The 21,151-nt window shown below is 65.7% G+C and carries 25 protein-coding genes and 4 tRNA genes; 24 read left to right on the forward strand and 5 right to left on the reverse strand.

The genetic code is table 11. The features are described 5' to 3' along the window. Window positions 1-249 precede the first annotated feature (249 nt). Entirely contained in the window at window positions 250-651 is a 402-nt protein-coding gene (locus tag CPH63_RS08675; protein WP_157749394.1) for a hypothetical protein, read from the forward strand. 316 nt (window positions 652-967) lie between these two features. After that, window positions 968-1,504, forward strand: a complete 537-nt coding sequence (locus CPH63_RS08680; protein ID WP_096302533.1) for a cysteine dioxygenase family protein — start codon at window positions 968-970, stop codon at window positions 1,502-1,504. A gap of 27 nt (window positions 1,505-1,531) precedes the next feature. Here CPH63_RS08680 and CPH63_RS08685 read toward each other — a convergent pair whose 3' ends face one another. Beyond that, the gene (locus CPH63_RS08685) at window positions 1,532-2,065 is read right to left on the reverse strand and encodes a carbonic anhydrase (RefSeq protein ID WP_206745667.1); all 534 of its coding nucleotides are present in this window, start codon (window positions 2,063-2,065) and stop codon (window positions 1,532-1,534) included. A gap of 126 nt (window positions 2,066-2,191) precedes the next feature. Between CPH63_RS08685 and htpX the strand changes: the two genes are divergently transcribed. The 4 genes from htpX to CPH63_RS08705 all read left to right on the forward strand — a co-directional run bounded on the left by htpX (window position 2,192) and on the right by CPH63_RS08705 (window position 5,799). After that, entirely contained in the window at window positions 2,192-3,058 is an 867-nt protein-coding gene (gene htpX, locus CPH63_RS08690) for a zinc metalloprotease HtpX (RefSeq protein WP_096302534.1), read from the forward strand. Between the two features lie 65 nt (window positions 3,059-3,123). Further along, window positions 3,124-3,462, forward strand: coding sequence for a PadR family transcriptional regulator (locus tag CPH63_RS08695; RefSeq protein WP_096302535.1), 339 nt, complete (start codon window positions 3,124-3,126; stop codon window positions 3,460-3,462). After that, a complete protein-coding gene (locus tag CPH63_RS08700; protein ID WP_096302536.1) occupies window positions 3,459-4,547 on the forward strand; it encodes a hypothetical protein in 1,089 nt (362 codons plus the stop codon). Before CPH63_RS08695 ends, CPH63_RS08700 begins: the two co-directional genes overlap by 4 nt. Before the next feature lie 31 nt (window positions 4,548-4,578). Beyond that, a complete protein-coding gene (locus CPH63_RS08705) occupies window positions 4,579-5,799 on the forward strand; it encodes a hypothetical protein (protein ID WP_096302537.1) in 1,221 nt (406 codons plus the stop codon). On the opposite strand, the gene rfbA is transcribed toward CPH63_RS08705, so the two are convergent. Together rfbA and CPH63_RS08715 are read right to left on the reverse strand one after the other, a co-directional pair. After that, window positions 5,768-6,643 carry a glucose-1-phosphate thymidylyltransferase RfbA gene (gene rfbA, locus CPH63_RS08710; protein ID WP_096302538.1) on the reverse strand — a complete coding sequence of 292 codons (876 nt, stop codon included), beginning with the start codon at window positions 6,641-6,643 and terminating at the stop codon, window positions 5,768-5,770. The genes CPH63_RS08705 and rfbA overlap by 32 nt on opposite strands. A 38-nt stretch (window positions 6,644-6,681) precedes the next feature. After that, complete coding sequence (locus CPH63_RS08715) at window positions 6,682-7,173, reverse strand: YajQ family cyclic di-GMP-binding protein (RefSeq protein ID WP_096302539.1); 492 nt, start codon at window positions 7,171-7,173, stop codon at window positions 6,682-6,684. Between the two features lie 114 nt (window positions 7,174-7,287). Between CPH63_RS08715 and CPH63_RS08720 the strand changes: the two genes are divergently transcribed. Continuing rightward, window positions 7,288-7,369: transfer RNA gene (locus tag CPH63_RS08720), tRNA-Tyr, on the forward strand. 436 nt (window positions 7,370-7,805) lie between these two features. After that, window positions 7,806-7,878, forward strand: a tRNA-Thr gene (locus tag CPH63_RS08725). Between the two features lie 22 nt (window positions 7,879-7,900). Here the strand turns inward: CPH63_RS08725 and CPH63_RS23390 are convergent. Continuing rightward, window positions 7,901-8,023, reverse strand: coding sequence for a hypothetical protein (locus CPH63_RS23390; RefSeq protein WP_256385823.1), 123 nt, complete (start codon window positions 8,021-8,023; stop codon window positions 7,901-7,903). Between CPH63_RS23390 and CPH63_RS08730 the strand changes: the two genes are divergently transcribed. The 7 genes from CPH63_RS08730 to CPH63_RS08760 all read left to right on the forward strand — a co-directional run bounded on the left by CPH63_RS08730 (window position 7,988) and on the right by CPH63_RS08760 (window position 10,957). Continuing rightward, window positions 7,988-8,060 (forward strand) — tRNA-Met (locus CPH63_RS08730). The two genes, CPH63_RS23390 and CPH63_RS08730, sit on opposite strands and share 36 nt — an antisense overlap. Window positions 8,061-8,158: 98 nt before the next feature. After that, entirely contained in the window at window positions 8,159-8,323 is a 165-nt protein-coding gene (rpmG, locus tag CPH63_RS08735) for a 50S ribosomal protein L33 (RefSeq protein WP_091360257.1), read from the forward strand. A gap of 139 nt (window positions 8,324-8,462) precedes the next feature. Continuing rightward, window positions 8,463-9,233: a TetR/AcrR family transcriptional regulator gene (locus CPH63_RS08740; protein WP_157749395.1), complete on the forward strand. Its 771-nt coding sequence runs from the start codon at window positions 8,463-8,465 to the stop codon at window positions 9,231-9,233. Further along, window positions 9,230-9,580, forward strand: coding sequence for a DUF4873 domain-containing protein (locus tag CPH63_RS08745; RefSeq protein ID WP_096302541.1), 351 nt, complete (start codon window positions 9,230-9,232; stop codon window positions 9,578-9,580). Before CPH63_RS08740 ends, CPH63_RS08745 begins: the two co-directional genes overlap by 4 nt. Before the next feature lie 26 nt (window positions 9,581-9,606). Beyond that, window positions 9,607-10,053 (forward strand): MaoC family dehydratase N-terminal domain-containing protein, encoded by a 447-nt coding sequence (locus CPH63_RS08750; protein ID WP_096302542.1) that lies wholly within the window; start codon window positions 9,607-9,609, stop codon window positions 10,051-10,053. Further along, a complete protein-coding gene (locus tag CPH63_RS08755) occupies window positions 10,050-10,466 on the forward strand; it encodes a MaoC family dehydratase (RefSeq protein WP_096302543.1) in 417 nt (138 codons plus the stop codon). The genes CPH63_RS08750 and CPH63_RS08755 overlap by 4 nt, the downstream gene beginning before the upstream one ends. Continuing rightward, complete coding sequence (locus tag CPH63_RS08760; RefSeq protein WP_096302544.1) at window positions 10,463-10,957, forward strand: DUF2505 domain-containing protein; 495 nt, start codon at window positions 10,463-10,465, stop codon at window positions 10,955-10,957. The genes CPH63_RS08755 and CPH63_RS08760 overlap by 4 nt, the downstream gene beginning before the upstream one ends. A 30-nt stretch (window positions 10,958-10,987) precedes the next feature. On the opposite strand, the gene CPH63_RS08765 is transcribed toward CPH63_RS08760, so the two are convergent. After that, complete coding sequence (locus CPH63_RS08765; RefSeq protein ID WP_096302545.1) at window positions 10,988-12,202, reverse strand: pyridoxal phosphate-dependent aminotransferase; 1,215 nt, start codon at window positions 12,200-12,202, stop codon at window positions 10,988-10,990. A gap of 260 nt (window positions 12,203-12,462) precedes the next feature. Here CPH63_RS08765 and CPH63_RS08770 point away from each other — a divergent pair. The 9 genes from CPH63_RS08770 (at window position 12,463) to CPH63_RS08810 (ending at window position 21,049) form a co-directional block, all read left to right on the forward strand. Beyond that, window positions 12,463-12,538, forward strand: a tRNA-Trp gene (locus CPH63_RS08770). A 127-nt stretch (window positions 12,539-12,665) separates the two neighbouring features. Next, window positions 12,666-12,899, forward strand: a complete 234-nt coding sequence (secE, locus tag CPH63_RS08775) for a preprotein translocase subunit SecE (RefSeq protein WP_241895852.1) — start codon at window positions 12,666-12,668, stop codon at window positions 12,897-12,899. A gap of 178 nt (window positions 12,900-13,077) precedes the next feature. Then, on the forward strand, window positions 13,078-13,923 hold the full coding sequence (gene nusG, locus CPH63_RS23395) for a transcription termination/antitermination protein NusG (protein ID WP_371364907.1): 846 nt from the start codon (window positions 13,078-13,080) through the stop codon (window positions 13,921-13,923). Window positions 13,924-13,960: 37 nt separating this feature from the next. Further along, window positions 13,961-14,392, forward strand: a complete 432-nt coding sequence (gene rplK, locus CPH63_RS08785) for a 50S ribosomal protein L11 (protein WP_096302547.1) — start codon at window positions 13,961-13,963, stop codon at window positions 14,390-14,392. 106 nt (window positions 14,393-14,498) lie between these two features. Further along, window positions 14,499-15,215 carry a 50S ribosomal protein L1 gene (gene rplA / locus CPH63_RS08790; RefSeq protein ID WP_096302548.1) on the forward strand — a complete coding sequence of 239 codons (717 nt, stop codon included), beginning with the start codon at window positions 14,499-14,501 and terminating at the stop codon, window positions 15,213-15,215. 525 nt (window positions 15,216-15,740) lie between these two features. Next, window positions 15,741-17,363, forward strand: a complete 1,623-nt coding sequence (locus tag CPH63_RS08795; RefSeq protein ID WP_096302549.1) for a S8/S53 family peptidase — start codon at window positions 15,741-15,743, stop codon at window positions 17,361-17,363. Beyond that, window positions 17,360-17,950, forward strand: coding sequence for an RNA polymerase sigma factor (locus tag CPH63_RS08800; RefSeq protein ID WP_096302550.1), 591 nt, complete (start codon window positions 17,360-17,362; stop codon window positions 17,948-17,950). Before CPH63_RS08795 ends, CPH63_RS08800 begins: the two co-directional genes overlap by 4 nt. After that, window positions 17,947-18,453, forward strand: coding sequence for a carboxypeptidase-like regulatory domain-containing protein (locus CPH63_RS08805; protein ID WP_096302551.1), 507 nt, complete (start codon window positions 17,947-17,949; stop codon window positions 18,451-18,453). Before CPH63_RS08800 ends, CPH63_RS08805 begins: the two co-directional genes overlap by 4 nt. 4 nt (window positions 18,454-18,457) lie before the next feature. Beyond that, a complete protein-coding gene (locus tag CPH63_RS08810; RefSeq protein WP_157749396.1) occupies window positions 18,458-21,049 on the forward strand; it encodes a CHAT domain-containing protein in 2,592 nt (863 codons plus the stop codon). The last annotated feature ends 102 nt before the right edge of the window (window positions 21,050-21,151 follow it).

The raw sequence follows: 21,151 nt of genomic DNA on the forward strand, positions 1-21,151 counted from the left end.
GCTCAACGTGACACCGGAACTACTTTTCCATTTTGCTAGCTTCCGGCCGCAAAGTATTGGACGATTGCTGAGCAAGGATTGTGCGACACCCTGATTCACACTGATTCACACAATGCCGCCTGGGAACGGTCGTGGGGGTCAGTAGTAGCGACGGTGCAGGGGTGCACCATCGTCTCACCACCTGCTTCCGCCGCTCGTGCCTGTGCATCAGCGGGGGTGGCGGCTCGCAGCGATCACTGGGGGATCAACGTGCAGAGTGACATCGTAGTGCCGGCGTTTGAGATGGATTGCCGCGATTGGCTGGTAGTCACGTCCGAAGATTTGGGACACACCGAAGACCTTGACGGCGCGCCGGTGCTGGCCACCCTCAGCACTGCGGTCGCAGCCGAGGATGAACTGCACTCGATCAGCGGCGTCCTGATGGTCGGGCTGCTCGACGACGACGTGCCGCCGGCGATCGAGGTGCGCGAAGGCGCCGTCGCCGCTGAGATGCTCGACGTGGACAGTGACGCCGGCACCAGCCGATTCCTTCTCCCCTGCCCGGACGGCAAACTGGCGCTGGTCGCCGAGTTCGACCTGCGCGCCGACGCCGGTGGCCGGGTCCGGCACCGCATCGAAGAGTTGATGGCCTCCTTCCGCTGGAGCGCCTGACCGCGTCAATTCCGGTTCGTCCCGCCCGCCGCGATGCGATGCGGATCACCCGGCATTCTCTACTTGTCGAGTAGACAAAACGGTCGCCGGCCAGGCATACTGGCGCAATGGTGCCGAGCGAACACGGGCGACCCGCTGAGGGCGGGCTTCTCGACGTGTTCTGGGCCGGTCGCCGGGCAGATGAGTTCGACGAGGGATGTAGGTGCGGGTAACCCCGCCATTCAACCTTCCCCGTCCCCTCCGGCTCGTGCCCGCGCATAGATCTCCTTGAATCAGCGCGCTGCGGGTCGATCTGTCCAACTATGGAGTTAGTTAGATGACCGCCATCGGGCGCCTCCCCGCGCCGCATCACCCCTCAGTCCTGCCCTCCGAGCCGTTGAACCCCATCCAGCTCGTCGAGTTCACCCGTTTCCTGGCCGACGAGGTCCGCTCCGGGATGTACCCATTCCAGTACGACGCCGAGACACGCTGGCATCAACGGCTCTACCGCGACCAGCGCGTCGATGTCTGGCTGATCAGCTGGATGCCAACCCAGGGCACCCAGCTTCACGATCACGGAGGCTCGTCCGGATCCTTCACCGTTATCAGCGGGCAGCTGTCGGAGGCCGTCTACACGCGCACCGGCCGCGGAGCCGGAGGCCTGCGGGAGCGCACCCACCAGGCCGGGCGCAGCGTCGGCTTCGACGGCAACTACGTCCACGACGTCCGCAACACCTCCGACAAGCCAGCCGTGAGTATTCATGCCTACTCCTCGCCGCTGACGACCATGAACTTCTATGACGTCGAAGACGGGGCCATGGTGCGGTTGGCCACCCTGGACACCGAAGACCCGGAGCCCGACTTCACGGCCTGACGGCCAACAGTTTGGCTGCCGGTCGCGTCAGTGCCCGGCGGTCTGCGAATTCGCGTCGGAGGTCGCGTCGGAGGTCGTCACCTCGGTGATGCGAGCGGTGGCGACGTCGAAGACGAAGCCCCGGACCGAGTCACGGTAGGGCAGCCAGGGGCATTCGCGGACCCGGGTGAGGGAGAGTCGCACATCCTCGACCAGGTCGGTGAACCCGGGCACCCGCCAGGGCGGGGCCTCTCCGGTCTCGCTGGCCAGCGTCGCGCGGAACTCGTCGTCGTTGAAGTTGAACATGCCACAGTCGGTGTGGTGGATGAGGACGATCTCGCGAGTGCCGATGGCCCGCTGGCTGATGGCCAGGGAGCGGAGCACGTCATCGGTGATCACCCCACCGGCATTGCGGAGTAGGTGTGCGTCGCCGATGTCCAGGCCGAGCGCACCGAAGAGGTCCAGGCGGGAGTCCATGCAGGTGACGACGGTCAGCCGCAGCTTGGGCCGGACCGGTCGGGCCCCGGGGAAGGAGCTGACGTAGTGGTCGTTGTCATGTATGAGGTGATCGATTGCGGACACGCAGTAAGTCAATCAGTTGAGCGGCGGCTGTAGCTACTGACTGCGCCCGAGTTCACTGTCGAGCGTGGTCGGTCGCCCAGATCGGGACCCGGGAACGTCTGAGGTGCCCCCGTTCGTTGCATCGGTGTGCATTCAACCAACAACGCCCTCAAGACGGCGGTGCTCTTCGGAGCCCTCTCCGGTCTGCTGCTACTCCTCGGCGGCCTCTTCTTCGGCCGCAGCGGGCTGATCATCGCCTTCTTCCTGGCTCTGGCGATCAACGCATTCAGCTACTTCAACTCCGACAAGATCGCGCTGCGTTCCATGCAATCCCGCCCGGTGAGTGAGGCTGAGCAGCCGGCGATGTATTCAATTGTTCGCGAACTCGCCACAGCCGCGCACCAGCCGATGCCGCGGCTCTACGTATCGCCGACGGCGTCGCCGAACGCCTTCGCGACCGGACGCAGCCCGCGCCACGCCGCCGTCTGCTGCACCGAGGGCATCCTGCAGATCCTCGATCGGCGCGAGCTGCGGGCCGTTCTCGGTCACGAGCTGAGCCACGTCTACAACCGTGACATCCTGATCTCCTCGGTGGCCGCCACCTTCGCGACCGCGGTTACCTTCGTGGCGAACTTCGCGCTCTTCTTCGGCGGCGGCGACGACCGTGATCGCAACCCGATCGCCGGCCTGCTGATGGTCTTCCTGGCTCCGGTCGCGGCCAGCATCATCCAGCTCGGGATCAGCCGCTCGCGCGAGTTCCAGGCCGACGAGTCGGGCGCGATCCTCTCCAACGACCCGCTGGCCCTGGCCAGCGCGCTGGCCAAGCTGCAGTCCGGCACCAACGCCGCACCGCTTCCCCAGGACCCGACACTGGTCACCACCAGCCATCTGATGATCGCCAACCCATTCGGCGCGAAGGGGATGAGCAAGCTCTTCGCCACCCACCCGCCGATGCCGGAGCGCATCGCCCGGCTGCAGCGGATGGCTCAGGAGAACCCGGGTTTCCTGCGCTGATCCCCGGCGGTAGGTAGCGACGGGCAAGTATTGCCAGCTGTTCGCTACCTATATAGAGTTCTTCCATGGCTCGCCGACCGTCGCCCCAGACCATCGCGGTGCTCCGCGCCTTCGCCGCCGACGCCCAGACCTGGCGCTACGGCTACGAGCTGGGTCAGCAGGTCGGACTGAAGGCCGGATCGCTCTACCCGATCCTGATCCGGCTCTGTGACCGCGACCTGCTGGAGGCCTCCTGGGAGAGCGAGGCGCCCCAGGGGCGGCCACCGCGGCACCTGTACCGTCTCACGACCCGAGGGGTGGCGCTCGCCGCCGAGCTCTCGCCGCAGCTCGCGGCGGCTGATCGCTCCGCAGCCCCGACAGCGAGTCGACGGGCGCGTGTCAGCCCGGCCGCCGGTGTCGCATGAACGCCCAGCCCAAGCCGGCCGGCGGCCGCGCGGATGCCGCAAGCTGGCTTCTCGCCGCAGTCGGGGCGGCCGTCGCGCCGACGCGTCGCGAGTGGGGCGAGGCGATGCGGGCCGAACTCGACTCCATCGACGAGCCGGGCGAGCGGCGGCGTTTCGCCCGCAGTTGCGTCAAGGTGATCGTCAGCGACTGGACAACCCTGCGCAGCGTCCTCGGCTCACTGCTCGTGCTGGCCGCCGTGGTCGTCGGGCTGGTGCTCGCCGGCACGGTTCGCTACCTGCCGCTTCGCCTGGAGGGGGTGGTGCTGGTGCTCCTGCTGGCGAGCGTGTCGGTCGTGGCTCGGCGCACCCGCAGTCGAGCCTGGCTGCCGCCCTTCGGGCCGGTCGCGGATGCGCCGGCGGGGCGAGTGCTGCGGGCCGGCGGGTACGCCACCATCGGTGTGCTGATGCTCTTCATGCTGGCCGACCTCCGCTTCGCGCAACGTCAGCAGCACCCCACACCACCCGACGCGATCTCCGCCCTCGCGTTTGGGATCGCCGCCCTGCTGCTCGTCGGCGTCGCCGTCACCGTTGCGCTGGCTACCTCGCAACGCTCGCCGTTCGACGCGACCGGGCTGGCCGTCGTCGGGCTGCTCAGCGCGGGCGCGGGCCTGGTCTGGTACGTCGTGATCCTGCTGCAGTCCTACGTCGACACCGGCCTACTCGCCGTCGCGGCGCTGCTGGTGGCGGCCCTGGTCGGGGTAGCCGCGATGACTCTGACGGCCTGGTCGGGTGCTCCCAGCGCAACCAGCCTGCTCGCCGGGCTCTGTGCGGCCGTCTTCGCGTCGCTGCTCATCTTCACCGCCCCGCAGGCGACGTACGCGCTCTTCCCGGGTAGCGTCCCCGACCCGTCGCCCGGGTCCTACTGGCCGCAGCTCGATCCAGCCGGCCACCAGGAGCAGGATCGGGTCGAAGCCAGCGACCCGTACGTCGGGCTGGTCCTCGTCGGAGGCGTGCTGACGCTCGTCGCCTGCGGCCTGCTCGGGGCGATGACGCGCCGCCCAGTCGGTGGACCGGACCGACCTGAACTGGAGCCCGCCTCTCAGTAGACGCTCCGGGTGGCTCCCCTATGGTGGTCCCGTGCAAAGACGCCGGCCCGCGCCGCCCGCCACCCATCGCCTGGTCGCTGCACTGGGCCTTCTCGCCGGTATCGCCAGTCTGGTCAGCCTCAACCCCAGCGGCTCCCCGGCCGCCGCCGCACCGATTGACTCGCCCGCCCCGGTCGCGCTCATGGCGCCGCGCTCCGACGTGACGCTCACGGCGTCCTCGCGGCGGCTCTTCGACCTGCGTGACCCGGCCATCGACGAGGCCAGCGGCCTGGTGGTCGGGTCGAAGTCACCCGGCGTCCTCTACGCCCAGAATGACAGCGGAGACTCGGCCCGGTTCTTCGCGATGAACGCCGAGACGGGCGCGACGGTGGCCGTCTGCACCGTCCATTCGGCGACGAACGTCGACTGGGAGGATATGGCCGGCGGTCACGACGTCGACGGCAAGGCCTACATCTGGATCGGCGACATCGGAGACAACGACAGCTCGCGGGACTCGATCACCGTCTACCAGGTTCCGGAGCCAACGCTCGCCGCATCCGATCGGGGGGTGCCCTGCTCGGTGACGCCGACCAAGACCTGGAAGCTGCGCTACCCCGACGGCGCCCAGAACGCCGAGTCGCTGATGTTCGACCCGCTGCGTCATCGCCTCTACATCGCGACCAAGACCTTCAGCGGATCGAGCAACGTGTACCTGGTGCCGCAGCAGCCGACCACCGGCGTCCAGCAACTCCAGCGAATCGCCTCGATCTCCGTCGGGCCGACCGACGATGCGAGCGCCACCAACGGACCGGTGGGGGTGGCCGGCGGCTTCATGGTCACCGGTGGCGCGTTCAGTCCGGACGGGTCACTGCTGGTGCTGCGCACCTACTCCAGTGCGCACCTTTGGCGGGTGAACGGCGGCGACGTGGCGGCGGCCCTGCAGCAACCCCAGCTCTCCTTCGATCTCCCGGCCCAACCCCAGGGCGAGGGAATCGCCTTCACGAGCGTGACGGGCACGGTGCACACCCCGCGTCAGGTCGGTCTTCTCATCGACAGCGAGAAATCAGGCTCCGGTGTCTATGCGGTGACCTTGACCCTGCCGCCGGTGGCGACCCCCACCCCGGTCGCGCCGATCGCCCGATCGAGCGCGATCGCGACGCCCGACTCGACCGAAGCCTCCTCCGGTCAGCTGCTGTGGGTGCTGCTGGCCGCGTCTGCCGGCATCGCGGTCGTCGTCGGGGTCATCGTATTGCTCCGCGCGCGACGTCCATGACGTACCGCCCGTAGCCCGACTTCTGCAGCTTCTCGCCGAGCGCGTACGTCTCTTCGGCCGTGATGAAGCCGTTGTGGAAGGCGATCTCCTCGATACAGGCGATCCGCACGCCCTGCCGGTGCTCCAGCACCTGCACGAACTGCCCGGCCTCCAGCAGCGAATCATGGGTACCGGTGTCCAGCCACGCCGTGCCGCGGCCGAGGTCGACCAGCTTCGCCGCGCCGTTGTCCACGTAGATGTTGTTCAGGTCGGTGATCTCGTACTCGCCCCGAGCCGACGGCTGCAGCGTCCGCGCGATCTCCAGCACGTCGTTGTCGTAGAAGTACAGGCCGGTGACGGCCATGTTCGACTTCGGGACCGCCGGCTTCTCCTCGATCGAGATGAGCGTGCCGTCAGCGCCTGCTTCTGCGACGCCGTAGCGCTCGGGGTCGCTCACGCGGTAGCCGAAGAGCATGCAGCCCTCGGTCAACTCGGCCGCTGTGTGAAGCTGGGTGCCCAGGCCCTGGCCGTAGAAGATGTTGTCCCCGAGCACGAGGGCCGCGGTGTCGGACCCGACGTGGTCGCGGCCGATGACGAACGCCTGGGCCAGGCCGTTCGGCTCCGGCTGGGCGGCGTAGCTGAGGTTCAGCCCGAGTTCGCTACCGTCGCCGAGCAGGCGAACGAACTGATCCTGGTCGTGGGGTGTGGTGATGATCAGGATGTCGCGGATTCCGGCCAGCATCAGCGTCGAGAGCGGGTAGTAGATCATCGGCTTGTCGTAGACCGGCAGCAGCTGCTTGCTGACGGCGCGGGTGATCGGATGCAGGCGCGTGCCTGACCCACCGGCGAGGATGATGCCCTTCATCGTTGAACTGCCTTCTCTCAGGTCTACGGGTACGCGCGTCAGCGGTAGTTGACGTATTGCAGGGCGACACCGGTATCGGCGTCCTTGAGCAGGGCGATTACCGCCTGCAGGTCGTCACGCTTCTTTCCGCTGACCCGCAGCTGGTCACCCTGGATCTGCGCCTGGACGCCCTTCGGGCCGTTGTCGCGGATGATCTTGGCGATCTTCTTCGCCTGGTCGGAGTCGATGCCCTGCTGCATGGTCGCATGGATCAGGTACTGCTTGCCCGAGGATGCCGGCTCGCCGGCGTCGAGGGCCTTGAGTGAGATCGATCGCTTGATCAGCTTCTCCTTGAAGACCTCCAGTGCGGCGACGACGCGCTCCTCGGTGTCGGCCTTCAGCGTGATGCCAAGCTCGCCCGACCAGTCGATCGAGCTGTTGGTGCCGCGAAAGTCGAAGCGCTGCGCGAGTTCCTTGGAGGCCTGGTTGAGGGCGTTGTCGACCTCTTGGCGATCGATCTTGCTAACGACGTCGAACGACGGATCAGCCATGTTCTGGGACCTTTCTTTCGGGATTGAGGTGGGCGGGCGATGACGGATGTCAGCGACGGTGATCTTCTGTTGTAAACTTCGACACCGTTGCCGATTTGTCGGCAGCACATCCCTGGCGGGTTGCCCGAGTGGTCAAAGGGAGCGGTCTGTAAAACCGCCGGCTCAGCCTACGTTGGTTCAAACCCAACACCCGCCACCGCCTTGGCCCTCGGGAGTTCGCTCCCGGGGGCCGCTGCGTTTCCGGGGGAGGGTTTTCTGGGAAAGGCTCTCTGGCGGGGGTTCTGGAATGGCGGGCCACGACTCGAGCCACCGTGTCCGATGCGCGTGAAGCGGCGATTACTTTAGTTTCACAAATGGTTGCACGTTGACTACCTTCTGTTCATACTTGAGCCTAAGGCCCAGGTGATCTTCTCCCCGTGCGACCACCTGGGCCCCACTATGTCCGCAGCAAGGTGCGTCGCCGGACTGGTCGGGTTCAGCCACGCTGGGCTGTGTGTGTCGTGACACAGCGTGATCTGGCGCTGGTGAGCCGATCTCGTTTTCATCCCACGCCAGGGATCGTGTATCGTCTTTCGACGGCGCAGTTGTCCGTGATCGCCGTCATTTTTTGGCGCGTTCACGTCGGTGTGCGTGCCCCCTTAGCTCAGTCGGCAGAGCGTCTCCATGGTAAGGAGAAGGTCTACGGTTCGATTCCGTAAGGGGGCTCTGGCAGTGCAAGACCCCAGCGTTACCAGCTGTAAGGCAATTTCAGCAGTGTCATCAGTACCAGCATCAAGCGCAGTAGCACGACCAGTAGCACGACCAGTAGCACAGGGGCGGGGTAGCTCAGTTGGTAGAGCAAGCGGCTCATAATCGCTGTGTCGCCGGTTCAAGTCCGGCCCTCGCTACGTGGCCAGAGACGGACAGCGCGATCTCTAGCTAGAATTACTTGCAGCACCGTGATCAGTGCATCATCTGGTCATTTACGAATCCGAGAGGCAACACCGTGGCAGCCACCGAAGTCCGTCCCAAGATCACCTTGGCGTGCCAGGAGTGCAAGCACCGCAACTACATCACCAAGAAGAACCGGCGCAACGACCCGGACCGTCTTGACCTGAAGAAGTTCTGCCCGAACTGCGGCAAGCACACTGAGCACCGCGAGACCCGCTAGTCAGCTAGCGATTTCGACGCGAAACCCCCGTCAGGCCTGAGCCTGCCGGGGGTTTTCTGCATCTGGACACCGGGGATTCGGGTGTGGGAAGAATTTCACAGTGCTTGGCGTCGCGGATACTTCCGCCTACGGTTGTCGAGTGTCCCGCACACTGCCAACTGATCGACTTCCCAGCTCCAACCCGGCGCCCGTTTCGACTCTGACCGCTGACCCGGCATCGGCACCGGATGCTGCGGGCGCCGAGCGGCTTCCCGACGGTCGCAGCCACCGTTGGAATGAGCACCGGGAGCAGCGGCGGGCGGCGATTGTCGCGGCGGGAGTCCGCGCCGTCGACGAGTACGGCATCGAGGTCGGCGTCCACCAGATCGCCCGCTCAGCCCACGTCAGCCGCACCGTGCTCTATCGCTACTTCCGTGACAAGGACGATCTGACTCAGGCGATGGCCGCGAGCCTTTCGAACGAGATCGTCGAACTGATCGTCACCGCCCTTGAGGCCGAGGACACCCCGGGCCAGATGATTCTGGCCACCGTCACGGCGATCGCCGAATGGGTCGAAGCGCACCCTCGCCTCTACCACTTCCTGCGCGTCCGCTCCTCGAGCGGGTCGCAGCCGCTGGAGAACATCGAAGCCTCCGTCGCGGCCAAGCTGGCCGGCCTGCTCAATGCCATTCTGAGCTGGCTCGGCGCCGAGCCGGTCATCTCGCAGATCGCCGCCCACGCGATCGTCGGCCTGGTCGAGAACACCCTCACCTGGTGGGTGATCGACCAGACGGTTCCACGCGACGAACTCTGCACCACCCTTTACGAGTTCATCTGGGACGCAATCTCGGGCTACCTCGCCCGTGCCGGGTTGAGCCTCGATCTGGCGATGCCGCTTCCTGACGAAGTACGAAACTCGGAGACAACATGACCGACGAGACGGAATTCAGCGCCAACAGCGCGGAGGATGGCGAGCCGGTCGAGGAGGGCTACACCGGCCCGGTGGAGCTCGTCGGTAACGGCGTCGCCGGCGTGACCGTGGGGGCGACCCTGACCGGCCACTTCGATCCCCTGAGCGGGAAGTACAGCTGGTACGGACGCCTGGAGGCCGACCCGGCGGTCGCTGCGCTGGTGCACGGGGGGACGCGCCGCGTGACGCTGCGCTCGCCGTACGCGGAGGTGAGTACGTCACTGAGCGATGTCGACCCGTGGGGTCGATACCGGGTCGAGGGATTCGGCGCCCCGCCGTTCGAGATCGCCGTCGACCTAACCTCCTGAGCGCTCCCATGGGCTAACGTCAGCTCATGAGCTTGGACCAGTCGTTCGTCGGTCGGACGTACCCGCCCACTGACAGCTACGAGATAGGGCGCGAGAAGATCCGCGAGTTCGCCGAAGCGATCGGAGACTGGAACCCGGTCTACCGGGACTCGGCGGCGGCGAAGGCGCTCGGCTACCAGGACGTGATCGCACCGCCCACGATGGCCATCGTCGTCTCGATGCGAGCCAGTGCCCAGGTGATCGGCGACCCTGAGCTAGGTCTGGATTACTCCCGCGTGGTCCACGGTGAGCAGCGCTTCGTGCACACCCGTCCGATCCGAGCCGGTGATCAGCTCAGTGTCGTGGTCTCGGTCGAGTCGATTCGCCAGGCCGCCGGCAATGACCTGATCAGTACCAAGAGCGACGCTGTCGATCAGAACGGATCCCTGGTTTTTACCGCCTATTCGACGATCGTGGCCCGAGGAACAGCATGATCAACTACGCAGATGTCGAGGTCGGTACGGCGCTTCCGGCGCAGCAGTTTCCGATCCAGCGCTTCAACCTGGTGCAGTACGCCGGCGCGTCGGGTGACTTCAACCCGATCCACTGGAACGAGCGCTTCGCTCAAGGGGTCGGCCTGCCCGACGTCATCGCGCACGGCATGTACACGATGGCGCTCAGCGTCCGAGTGGTCTCCGACTGGGTTGGCGATCCTGGCGCGGTGCTGGATTACGGGGTGCGCTTCGTCCGCCCGGTGGTCGTCTCCGACGCCGACGGGGCGACGCTCGATGTCTCGGCCGCCGTCGCCCAGAAGCTCGGCGAGAACACCGTCCGGGTGGACCTGACCGCCACGGTCAATGGGCAGACCGTGCTGGGTCGGGCGCGTGCGGTGGTGCGTCTCGGATGATGATCGAACTGGACCTGACCCACCCCGCTCCACCTCAGGCGGTCTTCGAGATGCTGACCGACCCAGAGTTCATCGAGAAGCGCTGCGCGGCCAGCGACGCCCTCAGCTTCACCCAGGCCGTCACCACCGATGGGCCGAATACGGTCGTCAGCGTGGAGCGCACCCTGTCAACCGCGGAGCTGCCGGAGCTGCTGCGAAACTTCGCCCGCCACGGCATCAAGGTGCACGAGATCCTCACCTGGGGTCCGCCGGCGGACGACGGAGGCCGCGACGTTCAGGTCGCGCTGGACTTCGTCGGCCAACCGATGAAGATGCGTGGCAATATGCGCCTCGTCCCCACCCCGAACGGCTCCGCCCTCGCGGTGCGAGCCGAGCTGAAGGCGGCGATCCCGCTGCTCGGCGGCAAGGTCGAGAAGGTGACCGCGCCCTTCATCATCAAGGCCATCAAGACGGAGGAGAAGGTCGGCCACGAGTGGCTGACCAACCGCTAGCCGCTTTAGCTAGCGGTGGGCATCAGTCCACTAGTCGGCGTCGTTCACGAGCTTGGCGATCCGGCTGATCCCCTCGGCCAGGTCGTCGTCGCCGAGGGCGTAGGAGAGACGCAGGTACCCCGGCGTGCCGAAGGCCTCTCCCGGCACGACCGCCACCTCGGCCTCTTCGAGGATGGTGGTGGCGAGCTCGGCCGAGGTGGTCGAGACGCGTCCGTGCAGTGACTTGCCGAGCAGCCCCTTCACCGACGGGTAGACGTAGAACGCCCCCTCCGGGGTCGGGCAGACGATGCCGGGGATGTCGCTGAGCATGGAGACGATGGTGAGGCGGCGCCGGTCGAAGGCGGTCCGCATGTCAGCGACCGCGCTGAGATCGCCGGAGACTGCGGCCAGCGCCGCCATCTGAGCCACGTTGGAGACGTTCGAGGTGGCGTGCGACTGGAGGTTCGAAGCGCCCTTGATGACGTCGGCCGGTCCGATCATCCAGCCGACCCGCCAGCCGGTCATCGCGTAGGTCTTGGCGACCCCGTTCAGGATGATCACCTTGTCGCCGAGCTCGGGGGCGGCGGTGGCGATCGAGACGTTCTGCGCGTCGCCGTAGATCAGGTGCTCGTAGATCTCGTCGGTGACGACCCAGAGGTCATGCCCGGCGGCCCAGGCCCCGATGGCCGCGACCTGATCCGGCGGGTAGACCGCGCCGGTCGGGTTGGAGGGCGAGACGAAGAGGAGCACCTTGGTGCGCGGCGTTACGGCGGCTTCCAACTGCTCCACCGAGGCCAGGTAGCCGGTGGTCTCATCGGTGTCGACGACCACGGACTTGCCGCCGGCCAGGGCGATCGCCTCGGGGTAGGTGGTCCAGTAGGGGGCGATGACGATGACCTCGTCGCCCGGGTTGAGCAGGGTGGCGAAGGTGTTGTAGACGGCCTGCTTGCCACCGTTGGTGATGAGCACCTGGGCGGCCTCCACCTGGTAGCCGGAGTCGCGCAGTGTCTTGTCGGCCACCGCGGAGCGGAGTTCGGGCAGTCCGGGGACGGGGGAGTAGCGGTGATTGCGGGGTTCGTGGGCGGCCCGGACGGCGGCGTCGACGATGTAGCCCGGCGTCGGGAAGTCGGGCTCACCGGCACCGAAGCCGATGACCGGCCGTCCGGCGGCCTTGAGGGCCTTGGCCTTCGCGTCCACCGCGAGGGTGGCGGATTCGGCGATGGCGGCGATACGGTCAGAGATGCGGTGGCCTGAGGTGTTTCCCATGCCTGCCATGGTCCCAGATCGGGGTGGGTGCTCGCGACCCGGTTATCCCGGCCGGGCGTGCGGGCCCGCACGCTTGCCCTTGATTCCGGTCAGCTCCGGACGGCTTGGACCGCGGTTGGCCGCGCTTGGACCGCGCTTGGACCTTGGCGGATTGCCACGTACACTCGACAACTGGACCCGAGTTGGGTGTGCGTCAGCATGCGCAAACTCAGGTCTGTAGTTGTGTAAGCGTAGATGTGCAAGCAGCAGTAGCAGGTCTTAGGGGCGTGGCTCAATTGGTAGAGCACCGGTCTCCAAAACCGGTGGTTGCAGGTTCAAGTCCTGTCGCCCCTGCCATGGCTGAACGAGTCATAGAGATTTCGATCAGTCAGCTGTAGTTCAGTCAGGTTGTCTGCCGGCCGGCAGGCATATGTCAGCAATACCGGGGTCCGAGCCGAATCGGACACCTTCGAAAGGAGCGATCGTGACCGCGACCAGCACCGAGAAGTCTTCGTCGCGTCCGTCCAGCGGGCGTGGCTGGTTCGTCATTCGCTTCCTGCGCGAAATGGTCTCCGAGCTGCGCAAGGTCATCTGGCCTTCCCGCAAGGAGCTCATCACGTACACCATCGTCGTCATCGTCTTTGTGGTGATCATGGTGTCGCTGGTGGCCGGGCTCGACATCGCCTTCACCAAGCTCGTCGTCTGGTTGTTCGGTTAGCGGCTGATTGCTCCCGCATCTGCCGTATCCCCCGCCGTACCAGTCGCCGAACCTGGCGAGTCCGAGTAACTCAAAGCTAGAAAGAGAGATTGTGTCCGACTTCGACAGCGCTGCCGATGACCGCAGCGACCTGCGCAACCCCTTCGCCGTGGCCGGTTCGGGTACCCCGACCGCCGATGTGGCCGACGAGGCGCAGTCCCTGGCCGCCGAAGACGTCGCCAACGGCGGCGCCGGTGACGACGAGCACCTCGACATCGCCGAGGCCGCACACCTACTCGGAGCTGACGACGACGAGGCCGACTCGCTCATCGCCGAGGCCGGCACCGACAGCGACGACGATTCGGTCGCCATCCTCACCGGCGCCGATGACAGCACTGAGGCGGTGGAGCCGGCTCCGGCTGACTCCGACGAGCCGGAGGAGGACCCGATCGAGGTGCTCCGTCGCGAGCTGCGCACCGCCTTCGGTGACTGGTACGTCGTGCACTCCTACGCCGGCTACGAGAACAAGGTGAAGACCAACCTGGAGAGCCGGATCACCTCGCTGGACATGGAGGACTACATCTTCCAGGTCGAGGTGCCGACCGAAGAGGTCCTGGAGATCAAGAACGGCAAGCGGCAGACGGTCAACCGCAAGGTCTTCCCGGGCTACATCCTGGTTCGGATGGACCTCAACGACGAGTCCTGGGGTGCGGTTCGCAACACCCCGGGCGTCACCGGTTTCGTCGGCGCCACCTCGCGCCCGTCGCCGCTGACGATCGACGAGGTCGTCAAGATCCTGGCTCCGGCCACCGAGAAGGCCGCAGTCATGGCCGGTGGCAAGCCGACGTCGACGGAGAAGCAGATTGTCGAGACCGTCGACTACAGCATCGGTGAGTCGGTCACGGTGATGGACGGTCCGTTCGCCACCCTGCCGGCCACGATCTCCGAGATCGACCCGCTGCACCAGAAGCTGCAGGTGCTGGTCTCGATCTTCGGGCGCGAGACTCCGGTCGAGCTGTCCTTCAGCCAAGTTTCAAAGATCTAAGTTTTCAATCAAGTAACCACCAGAAGAAGAGAAGACAATGCCTCCCAAGAAGAAGCTAGCCGCGATCATCAAGCTGCAGATCAAGGCTGGTGCCGCCAACCCGGCGCCGCCGGTCGGCCCTGCGCTCGGTCAGCACGGCGTGAACATCATGGAGTTCTGCAAGGCCTACAACGCCGCGACCGAGTCGCAGCGCGGCCAGATCGTCCCGGTCGAGATCTCCGTGTACGAAGACCGTTCATTCACCTTCATCACCAAGACCCCGCCGGCAGCGCGTCTGCTGCTCGCGGCGGCTGGTGTGGAGAAGGGTAGCGGCGAGCCGCACAAGACCAAGGTCGCCAAGGTCACCCAGGCCCAGGTCCGCGAGATCGCCCAGACCAAGATGGAAGACCTCAACGCCAACGACATCGACCAGGCCGCGAAGATCATCGCCGGCACTGCTCGTTCGATGGGCATCACCGTAGAGGGCTAAGTCCCCTACCAGCCGCCGCAGGGCGGTTGAGCAGTACCGCACGAGTGGGAGGACGGCCGATGGTCGGCGTCCGCTAACACCACAAGCACCACGAAGGAGCACCACCATGGCACAGCGCAGCAAGGCCTACCGCAAGGCAGCGGAACTCATCGAGGCCGACAAGATCTACTCCCCGCTCGAGGCGGCGACTCTGGCCACCAAGGCCACCCCGACCAAGTTCGACGCCACCGTCGAGGCCGCTCTCGGCCTCGGTGTCGACCCGCGCAAGGCCGACCAGATGGTCCGCGGCACGGTCAGCCTGCCGCACGGCACCGGCAAGACCGCCCGCGTCATCGTCTTCGCCACCGGCGACAAGGCCGAAGAGGCTCGCGCCGCGGGTGCCGACAAGGTTGGCAGTGACGACCTGATCCAGGAGATCACCGACGGCTTCCTCGACTTCGACGCCGCGATCGCCACCCCGGACCAGATGGCCAAGGTCGGCCGTATCGCGCGTGTCCTCGGCCCGCGTGGCCTCATGCCCAACCCGAAGACCGGAACGGTTACTCCGGACGTCGCGAAGGCAGTGGCCGACATCAAGGGCGGCAAGATCAGCTTCCGCGTCGACAAGCAGTCGAACCTGCACCTCGTGCTCGGCAAGGCCTCGTTCACCCCGGCTCAGCTGGTCGAGAACTACGCCGCCGCGCTCGATGAGGTGCTGCGGGCGAAGCCGTCGTCATCCAAGGGCAAGTACGTCAAGAAGGTCACCTTCTCGACCACGATGGGCCCGGGTATCCCGGTTGACGCCAACCGCACCCGCAACCTGCTGGAAGACACCACTTCCTGATCGCTTTTGGCACACCTGCAGGGATTATCCCGGTCGGTGTGCCAAAACCGCAGGGCCGGACATACGAAAACAGCCGGACCGCCAATCGCTGGCGGTCCGGCTGTCTTCATATCTGGGCTTGCTGACCGGATGGTCGCGCCACCATGGTCGCCGGCGAGTCGTTGGTTCCCCCGAACCACTCCTCGCCGAAGGCCCTGATCCCCCCACGCGTACCCGGCTACAGCGATGAGGAGCCGAGCGGTAACCCTCGTACCGTCCGGTTCCTCACCTTGCCCGACGGTTTTCAGTGCGCACCGTCATGGGGGTAGAGATGCGCAATAGGAATCTGATACATCGAAGTCGAAATTTTCTTTCGAAGCGTCGTGGCGCACATTTCCGCCGCCGATGTATCAGGCGCACTCCGGGCGGCTCTGACAGTGAGTAATGCCCATCGGCGCGTCCACGTCGGTCCCTAGTCAGCCAGAGCGGGCTGGCCTAGGATTTCGACGTGGCTTAGCGGCCCGCTCACATTAAAGGTGGCCCTTGATGACCTCGTCCAAACCGCCCGCCAGCAACGAGCCGACCGGCGGCGGATCGGTTCCGCTCCGTCGCCGCGAACCCCATCTGAGCCCGCCGGCGTACGTGCTGAACAAGCACGATTCGCGGGTGCTCGATCCCGACACCGCAGTCCGATTTCCCGGGCAGATCATCCGTCCGACGATCTACGTCGCGGCTCAGTTGCTCGTTCGCTATGGGATCTTCGAGGCCGTCCGCGAGGATCTGGACAAGGCGGCGGGGGAGAGCTTCACGGTTGAGGCCGACCTGCCGGACGAGCGGATGCTCGAATTCGCACGCGAAAACGAGCTGCTCGAACTCGCCGGAAATGTACTGCGAGTTCGGGTACGACTTGTGCCGGTCGCCAAGGGTCCGAGTGTCCCAGCGGACGCGTGGACCGTGCTGCAGAACTTCCGCCAGATTGTCGGCCGTGACTCCGAACGCGGACGAGCTGTCACGCTCAATCACCTGCTCACGGCGAGCGCTGAGATCGACGGTTCGCCCAAGACGTGGGGCTCGGGACTCGTCGGCGCTCCCAAGACATGGGGATCAGGCGTCACCCCGAGCGACGAATACGCAGTGATCGGCTATGGCGGTCGGCAGCCGGTGAACTGGATCGGCCCGAAGCCGGCCAGGCACTCTGATGCGAAGGTGATTGCGCAGGCCGGCCGCCGACCGGTGGTGGCAATTCTCGACACCGGGGTCGGCGAACACGACTGGCTGACCGACGACGTCGTCGACCGTGAACCAAAGGCGGGCATTCATCGAATCGGTCTCACAGACCCGGACACCAGCCCCGAGACGACCGGTGTCCTGAGCGACCCCCTGGAGGGCACGCTGGATTCGGACGCCGGTCATGGGACGTTCATCGCGGGGCTCATCCGGCAGAAGTGCCCGGATGCCAAGATCCTTTCGGTGCGGGTTATGTACGGCGACGGCGCCGTCAATGAACAGGACCTTCTCGACGCGCTTAACTGGCTCCTTTTCCGTCATGCCGCGGCTGTGCGATCAGGGGACACGACGCAGCTCATTGACGTCATCTCGTTGTCGTTCGGCTACTACCACGAGGAGCCGGCTGACTTCGCGTTCGACCAGCAATTGATGGACCCCCTCCGAGAGTTCAGTGTGCGTGGTGTCGTCGTCGTGGCGGCGGCCGGCAACGACGCCACGGCCCGTCATATGTACCCGGCGGGCTTCGCGCCGCACGCGGGCGGACCTATCACCGGCGGCCACGACCTAGTGCCTCTGATCAGCGTTGGCGCGACGAACCCGAATGGCAAGTCCACTGCGCTCTTCTCCAATGACGGATCGTGGGTGCTGTGCAAGCGTCCGGGGGCGGCCGTGATCAGCTCGCTCCCCAAGACCTTCAATGCCTCGCAGCAGTCCGGGGTGAGATTGAAGATCAAAGGCGTGGTACGAGCTACGATCGATCCAGATGACTTCCGCGGTGGGTTCGCAGTCTGGAGCGGGACCTCGTTCGCCGCGCCGATTCTGGCCGGTCAGCTTGCGCGCAAGCTGCAATCCATCGGTTCTCTCAATCAAACGGATACCGTGTCCGCGGTCAACCGCGGCTGGGAAGCCGTCACCGCAGTTGCGAAGCTGGTGCGACCATGATCGGCGCGGACCCCGTCCCTGAGACTCTCTCGGCGAAGGCCGGACACCTCTTCGAGGCTTATCGAAGTCAGGAACCGGAGGCGATGGCAGATCTCGTCGCGCTGGTCTCGCCGATCCTTTGGCATACTGCGCGCGCGGCACGTCTCGATCAGGCGACTGCCGAGGACGTCGTGCAGACGACATGGCTCGCGCTGCTGCGGCACGCTCCGTCGATCAGCTCCCCAGCTGCAGTGCTGCAGTGGCTCGTGGTCACAGCGCGACGCGAGGCATGGCGAGTCAGCCGGGTGCAGAGCCGGGTCAAGCCGGAGGAGTTCACCGGCGAGGAGATCGCCACGCCGGAGAAGGACGGCCCCGAGATGATCGTCGTTCGCAATGCCGGCGACGACGTGCTGTGGCGGCATCTCTCGGCGCTGCCGGAGCGCTGCCAGCAACTGCTTCGGGTCATCGCCTTCTCTGATCGTCCTGACTACAACCAACTAGCGACGGCGTTGGGCATGCCCGTCGGAAGCATCGGCCCGACCAGGGGTCGCTGCCTAGCCAAACTTCGCGCGCAGCTAGCTGCCGACTCGGACTGGGAGTACGCATGACCGACAACGTTTCCCCCACAGAACTCCAGCTTGCTGCGGGCGAGCTCGACGAGACGGACAAGAGCCTCATGGTGTCGATCGCTAACATTTTCGACTCCAACGATCCGATGCCCGACGGCCTGGTTGCTCGAGTCCAATTTGCCATGACCCTGGATGCTCTGCATACCGAGGTCGCTGAGCTGCAGCGTCTGAGCGCAGGCTCGTTGTCTTACCGAGGCGAGGGCGCGGACGAGGTGCAGACGGTGACCTTCACCAGCGCCAGTCTGACCACCATGGTCACCATCAGCCCAGTGAGCGCCGGCCAGGTACGAGTGGACGGATGGATCGCGCCGGGCGCGGAGGTGGATGTCGAGCTGAGGCAAGAGCACGCATCCCGCAATACCGTGTCGGATGCAGACGGGCGTTTCGTATTCGATTCCGTGCCTCGTGGAATGGCGCAGTTCATTCTTCGCGCACTTTCGGAAGGTCGGGCGCTCGTGGTTACGCCGTCTATGGAGCTCTAAGCTGGTGCCCGCCAAGGACGTCGCCTGGCATATAGAAGAGTCAGCGCGATTGCACAGCCGCGGAATCGACCGGTTCAATCTTGGCAGACCAGCCGAGGCGAGTCGGCTTCATCGGCGCGCCCTGCGAACCCTTGAGCGGATCAGCGAATCCTTGGTCGAGGAGCATCGACGGCTGGTCGCCATCCAACTGGCCCGCGTCTGGCTGAGTCTCGCCGTAAGTGACTCGGAGCTGCACGGCGTCGATCGAGGAGCAGTGGCCCTGCAGCAGGCGACCGAGATCGCCGAATACATCGACCACAACGAACTGCGGGCATTGGTGCACGGCAACCGTGGCCTGCTCAACGTCAGGGCGGGGCGCCTGGTCGCGGCGCGGGACGAACTCGACAGCGCGGTCAACCTACTGGAACACGTGTCCGCACTGGACCGGTGCTACTTCCTGAGCAATCGTGGAATCGTCAATCTTTATCTGGGTGATCTGAGACAGTCCGAAGGAGATCTCACGAAGGCGGCGGAACTCGCGGCCGCGGCCGGACTGAAGGAGTTCGAAGCCGGCGCCCTGCACAATCTCGGATATCTGAGTTTCTTACAAGGGAATCTTCCCAGTGCCCTCAGCGCGATGGAGAAGGCGGTTGCGGTAGATGTCGGGGGATCGCTGCACGGCGTCTCCCCGTTGGATCGGGCACGAGTTCTCATTGAGGCTGGCCTCGTGCGCGAGGCAGACGAGGCACTGGCCGAAGCCGCCGAGTTCTTTGCCCGGAATAGATTGGCCCAGGATCTTGGGGAGACCGAACTGGCTCGGGCCGAGTGCGCACTATTGACCGGCGACATTCCACGCGCGCGAGCGCTCGCATCGCGGGCCCGCATTCGCTTCAAGCGCCGCGGGAGCGAGCGATGGCGTCGTAGCGCGGAACTTGTCCTGTTACAGGGTGATCTAGGCGCTGGGCGCCCCGGCTCGCGTCTCGCTCCGCCGGCGCTTCGGCTTGCCTCCGAGCTTGAGGCCGAGGGCCTGCAGGGTCAGGCAAGGACCGCGCACCTGCTCGCCGCCGAAGCGCTGTTGCGGGCGGGCGATATCGACTCGGCTCGCGACGCGGCCGCGGCGGCTGGACCGGTACGAAAGGACGATCCGATCTCGGCCCGGCTCCACACCTATCTGATCCGGGCAAGACTGGACGTCGCCGGCGGCGCTGTCAGGTCCGGACGGCGGGAGATCCGGACGGGGCTGCAGGAGCTGGCCAGCCACCAGGCCAAGTTCGGTTCGATCGATCTCCAGACGGCAAGCGCGGTGCACGGTCGGAGGCTGGCCGACTTCGACCTCTCGCTTGCGCTCAAGAGCGGCCGATCGGCCGGTGTCGTGGCGGCCGGCGAGCGAGCCCGGGCCACCTCGCGTCGTCTGAGGGCCGTCCGGCCACCGGCCGATGAAATCACTGCCGGCCTGCTGACTCAGCTGCGCAAGACGGTGGAGAGCATGCGTGACCGGGAGTCAGATAGCAGTGCCGGACCGGAGGTTGCCTCTGGTCGCCATCGGATCAGCGAGCTGCAACGTCAGATCCGAGAACGGGCCTGGACGACGGACGGCGGTGGTGAATCCGATCGACCGGTGTCGATCCCCGAGATCGAAGGCGCGCTCTACGAGGATGACGCGGTGATGCTGATGTTCGTGAGCTCAGACGACGCGCTGCACGCGGTGATTCTGCAGGCGTCGGGGGCATCGATTCGGGCTGTACAGCAACCGTTGTCAGATGTGGTAGATCGGATCAGCCGGATCAGAGCAGACCTGGACGGCCTGGCCAACGACTTGCTGCCGGTACAGCTGAGAACTGTGGTCGGGGCGTCGCTTCGATCGTCGCTCAATTGGCTTGACCAGACACTACTCGGCGCGTTCGACTTGGACGGGCGGGAGTTGGTCATCGTGCCAACCGGTGCGCTGAGCGCGATTCCGTGGAATTCCCTTCCCTCGCTACGTGGCACCCCGGTCGTCGTTACCCCGTCGGCGACTGCCTGGCTGAGTGCTCGAGGAGTAAGCGCGGTCGCCGGGGTGGTGACAGCCGTGGCCGGGCCTGGACTCGCTATGGCTGAGGACGAGGCGTCTTCGGTGGCGGGGGTCTGGGGCCGCCAGGGTCGCTCGGTGGTAGGTGCAGTGGCCAACCAAAAGACGTTCGCCGCCAATATGGTCGAGAGTTCCGTGTTGCATGTCGCCGCGCATGGTCGTCATCAGATGGACAGCCCGCTTTTCTCCTCGATACGACTGGCCGACGGACCGCTCTTCGCCTACGAGTTGGATCAGATCAGCCGCGTCCCCGAGCACGTCATCCTGGCCGCCTGCGAGCTCGGACTGGCAACCGTCGGCCCGGGTGATGAGGCGCTCGGACTGACTAGCGTCCTGCTGCACTGGGGCAGCCAGTGCGTTGTATCCGGGGTGGCCCGAGTGGCCGACGACGCGGCAGCGAGCGTCATGGTGGACTATCACCGACGGCTGGCCAAGGGTGTGCGGTCGTCGCAGGCCTTGGCCGACTCGATCGCCGACTTCGATGGGGCGGCTCCGATTCCGTTCGTCTGTTTCGGCGCGGCGTATTCAGCTGCTCCTACCTCTGCCTAGCGAGCCCGTCCGAGCGGGATTTGGTGTCTGATGGCTGCTCGACGTACTGTAGGTAACTGATCCACCAAAGACCGCTGGTTGCTGCATGCGCACATGCAGCTG

The sequence above is a fragment of the Jatrophihabitans sp. GAS493 genome (assembly GCF_900230215.1).
Lineage (GTDB): Bacteria > Actinomycetota > Actinomycetes > Mycobacteriales > Jatrophihabitantaceae > MT45.

What these genes read in the sequence shown, in the direction of transcription:
- CPH63_RS08715 (WP_096302539.1), bottom strand. Translation starts at nt 7,173, where the DNA reads ATGGCTGATCCGTCGTTCGACGTCGTTAGCAAGATCGATCGCCAAGAG.
- rplK (WP_096302547.1), top strand. Translation starts at nt 13,961, where the DNA reads ATGCCTCCCAAGAAGAAGCTAGCCGCGATCATCAAGCTGCAGATCAAG.
- CPH63_RS23390 (WP_256385823.1), bottom strand. Translation starts at nt 8,023, where the DNA reads ATGAGCCGCTTGCTCTACCAACTGAGCTACCCCGCCCCTGTGCTACTG.
- CPH63_RS08695 (WP_096302535.1), top strand. Translation starts at nt 3,124, where the DNA reads ATGGCTCGCCGACCGTCGCCCCAGACCATCGCGGTGCTCCGCGCCTTC.
- rplA (WP_096302548.1), top strand. Translation starts at nt 14,499, where the DNA reads ATGGCACAGCGCAGCAAGGCCTACCGCAAGGCAGCGGAACTCATCGAG.
- CPH63_RS08760 (WP_096302544.1), top strand. Translation starts at nt 10,463, where the DNA reads ATGATGATCGAACTGGACCTGACCCACCCCGCTCCACCTCAGGCGGTC.
- CPH63_RS08750 (WP_096302542.1), top strand. Translation starts at nt 9,607, where the DNA reads ATGAGCTTGGACCAGTCGTTCGTCGGTCGGACGTACCCGCCCACTGAC.
- CPH63_RS08800 (WP_096302550.1), top strand. Translation starts at nt 17,360, where the DNA reads ATGATCGGCGCGGACCCCGTCCCTGAGACTCTCTCGGCGAAGGCCGGA.
- CPH63_RS08805 (WP_096302551.1), top strand. Translation starts at nt 17,947, where the DNA reads ATGACCGACAACGTTTCCCCCACAGAACTCCAGCTTGCTGCGGGCGAG.
- CPH63_RS08795 (WP_096302549.1), top strand. Translation starts at nt 15,741, where the DNA reads ATGACCTCGTCCAAACCGCCCGCCAGCAACGAGCCGACCGGCGGCGGA.
- CPH63_RS08765 (WP_096302545.1), bottom strand. Translation starts at nt 12,202, where the DNA reads ATGGGAAACACCTCAGGCCACCGCATCTCTGACCGTATCGCCGCCATC.
- CPH63_RS08700 (WP_096302536.1), top strand. Translation starts at nt 3,459, where the DNA reads ATGAACGCCCAGCCCAAGCCGGCCGGCGGCCGCGCGGATGCCGCAAGC.
- CPH63_RS08755 (WP_096302543.1), top strand. Translation starts at nt 10,050, where the DNA reads ATGATCAACTACGCAGATGTCGAGGTCGGTACGGCGCTTCCGGCGCAG.
- CPH63_RS08680 (WP_096302533.1), top strand. Translation starts at nt 968, where the DNA reads ATGACCGCCATCGGGCGCCTCCCCGCGCCGCATCACCCCTCAGTCCTG.
- CPH63_RS08745 (WP_096302541.1), top strand. Translation starts at nt 9,230, where the DNA reads ATGACCGACGAGACGGAATTCAGCGCCAACAGCGCGGAGGATGGCGAG.
- rfbA (WP_096302538.1), bottom strand. Translation starts at nt 6,643, where the DNA reads ATGAAGGGCATCATCCTCGCCGGTGGGTCAGGCACGCGCCTGCATCCG.